The organism is Pseudarthrobacter albicanus (assembly GCF_018224015.1).
Lineage (GTDB): Bacteria > Actinomycetota > Actinomycetes > Actinomycetales > Micrococcaceae > Arthrobacter > Arthrobacter albicanus.
In genome coordinates, this window is record NZ_JAGPOT010000116.1 from 1 (window position 1) to 3,010 (window position 3,010).

Sequence of the window (3,010 nt, forward strand, 5' to 3'; positions counted from 1 at the left end):
GGCCGCGGGCGCGTCCGGCGTGGCGGGCGCGTCCGGCGTGGCTGCGGCGGGTTCCGCGGCCGTGGGCGCGCCGGCCCCGGCGCTGCCGCCTGCGTTGCCGTCCAGATCCAGCAGGCCGGGGACCACTTCGCGCAGCCGCTCCAGGCTGATGGCCCCCTGGCGGACGACCCGCAGCGGGAGGGCCGTGGCATCGACGATCGTGGACGGCAGCGCAGCGGCGCCGTCCACCGGCCGGTGTCCGTCTTCGAGGTAGACCTCCACGGACTCCGCAAGCTGGGCCTGCGCGTCGGCTGCCGTCAGTGCGGCGTCCTGTCCGGTGCGGTTCGCGGAGGAAACAGCCAGCGGTCCGGTGAGGGTGAGCAGGTCCTGGGCGATATCGTCGGCCGGGATCCGCAGGGCCACCGTGCCCCTGGTCTCGCCGAGATCCCAGTCGAGCGAGGGCTGGGCGTGCAGGATGAGGGTCAGGCCGCCGGGCCAGAACGTCTCGGCGAGCCGCCGCGCCTCGGCCGGAACGTCGGTGGCGAGTCCGTCGAGGGCATTGAGCCTGGGAATGAGGACCGGCGGCGGCATCTTCCGGCTGCGGCCCTTGGAGGCGAGCAGCAGGGTCACGGCCAGCGGCGAGAAGGCGTCGGCGGCGATGCCGTACACGGTGTCCGTGGGGAGCACCACGCACTTGTGCTCCCGGATGGCCCGCTGGGCGTGCTCAAGTCCTGCGGCGCGCTGCTCGGCGGCCGTGCAATCGTAGCTAGTCGTCACTGCCCTATTCTTTCATCCGGTATTTCTGGGTTTGAAGGTTTGGCTGCCCGGGGTTCGGGGTTCTGGCCGCCGTTCCGGCGCACCGCGCTGGTGGCCCGTTCCTTGCCGTTCAGGTCCAGGTGCGTCGTCACCTCGGACCACAGCCCGGTGCGTTCCAGCATGGACGCGATCCAGGCAGCCTGGACCTCGGCGTGTTCCATCACGAAGTAGCCGCCGGGCAGCAGCAGCCGGGCGGCGGAGGCCGCGGCCGCCGTCGGAAGCTCCATGCCGTCCGCTCCCCCGCCGTACAGCGCCTCGGGCGGATCGTGCAGCGCCACTTCAGGTTCGTTCGGGATGGCTTCGGCGGGGATGTAGGGGGGATTGGAGACGACGACGTCGAAGGTGCCGTTGTGTTCGGGCAGCGCGTCGCGCAGGTCTCCACGGACCAGGATGACGCCGAGCGGCAACAGGTTCTTCGCCGCCCAGGCGTGCGCGAACCCGCTGAACTCCACGGCATGGACCTCGGAGCCGGGGACCTCGTGGGCGATTGAGCCGGCAATCGCGCCGGATCCGGTGCCCAGGTCCACGACCTTGGGATGCCGGCTGCCCTGCAGCCTGTCAATCACCAGCTGCACGACGGATTCAGTTTCCGGGCGGGGAATGAACACGCCGGGACCCACCGCCAGTTCCAGGTACCGGAAATGCGCGACGCCGGTGAGGTGCTGCAGCGGGATCCGCTGCGCGCGCTCGGAAACGAGGTCGTCGTAGCCTTCCGGAGCAGGCGAGTCGCCCAGCAGCATCGCGCGGAGCCGGCCGGGCCCCACGCCGAGCAGGTGCCCGGCCAGGAGTTCGGCGTCGACCCGCGGGCTGGGCACGCCGGCGGCCGCCAGCACCGCCGTCGCTTCGCGGACCGCCCCGGCAAGGCTCATCCCCGCACCGGACGTCATGGAAAACCCGTCATGACAGCACCAGCTTCCGGCTACTCGCCGATGGCGTCGAGGCGGGACTGTTCGTCCATCTCGATGGCCGACTGGATCACCGGTTCCAGGTCGCCGTTCATGACCTGGTCCAGGTTGTACGCCTTGTAGCCGGTGCGGTGGTCCGCGATCCGGTTTTCCGGGTAGTTGTACGTGCGGATGCGCTCCGAGCGGTCCATGGTGCGGATCTGCGACTTGCGCTGGGCCGAGTTTTCGGCGTCGATCAGCTCCTGCTGGTGCGCCAGGATGCGGGCGCGCAGCACGCGCATGCCGGCTTCACGGTTCTGCAGCTGGGATTTCTCGTTCTGCATGGCCACCACGATTCCGGTGGGAAGGTGGGTGATGCGGACGGCAGAGTCGGTCGTGTTGACGGACTGGCCGCCGGGGCCCGAGGAACGGTAGACGTCGATCTTGAGGTCGTTCTGGTTGATCTCGAGCTCTTCGGGCTCGTCCACCTCGGGCAGCACCAGCACGCCGGCAGCGGAGGTGTGGATGCGGCCCTGGGATTCCGTCACGGGGACCCGCTGCACGCGGTGCACCCCGCCTTCGAACTTGAGCCGGGCGTAGACGCCCTCGGCGGGGTCGTTTGAGTTGCCCTTGACAGCCATCTGGACGTCCTTGTACCCGCCCAGGTCCGATTCGTTGGCCGAGATGATTTCGGTCTTCCAGCCGCGGGATTCCGCGTAGCGGGCATACATGCGCAGCAGGTCCGCGGCGAACAGGGCAGCCTCGTCGCCGCCCTCGCCGCCCTTGACCTCGAGGATCACGTTGCGGGCATCGTCCGGGTCGCGCGGGATCAGCAGCCGGCGCAGCTTCGCCCCGGCCGTCTCCAGCGCGGCCTCCAGCTCGGGCACCTCCGCGGCGAACTCAGGGTCCTCGGCAGCCATCTCTCTGGCGGCCGCCAGGTCATCCTCGATCCCGTGCCAGCGGTGGTAAGCCTCCACGATCCCGTTCAGCTGCGCCGAACGCCGCCCCAGCTTCCGGGCCACCTTCTGGTCAGCATAGACAGCAGGATCCCCCAGCTGCGCCTGGATGGAATCATGCTCATCCAACAGGCCCTGTACGGACTCAAACATTTTCAAAACCTCTTTCGACTCTTACAAGTCTAGTAACTGCAACGCGGGGTCACTTACCGCCCATTCCAACGGCCCTCATGGGCTCTATGTGACCCCGCGTTGCTTTTGAAGCGGAGGAACCGGTTAACGCAACAACCGCTCGAGAAATTGGCGGCCAGGGAGTGGCTTCGGGCCTGCCGTAGCCGGGTGGCTCACGATCGTAGATCGTGAGCCACCCGGCGG

3 protein-coding genes are annotated in these 3,010 nt (G+C 68.8%); all 3 read right to left on the reverse strand.

What is annotated here, in order from left to right; genetic code table 11:
• Positions 1-756: L-threonylcarbamoyladenylate synthase (locus tag J9611_RS19630; RefSeq protein WP_211882737.1), on the reverse strand; the 756-nt coding region annotated here is incomplete at its 3' end.
• Positions 753-1,682, reverse strand: coding sequence for a peptide chain release factor N(5)-glutamine methyltransferase (gene prmC, locus J9611_RS19635; RefSeq protein WP_211882738.1), 930 nt, complete (start codon positions 1,680-1,682; stop codon positions 753-755). The genes J9611_RS19630 and prmC, both read right to left, overlap by 4 nt.
• 32 nt (positions 1,683-1,714) lie before the next feature.
• Positions 1,715-2,788 carry a peptide chain release factor 1 gene (prfA, locus tag J9611_RS19640; RefSeq protein WP_211882739.1) on the reverse strand — a complete coding sequence of 358 codons (1,074 nt, stop codon included), beginning with the start codon at positions 2,786-2,788 and terminating at the stop codon, positions 1,715-1,717.
• Between the last annotated feature and the right edge of the window lie 222 nt (positions 2,789-3,010).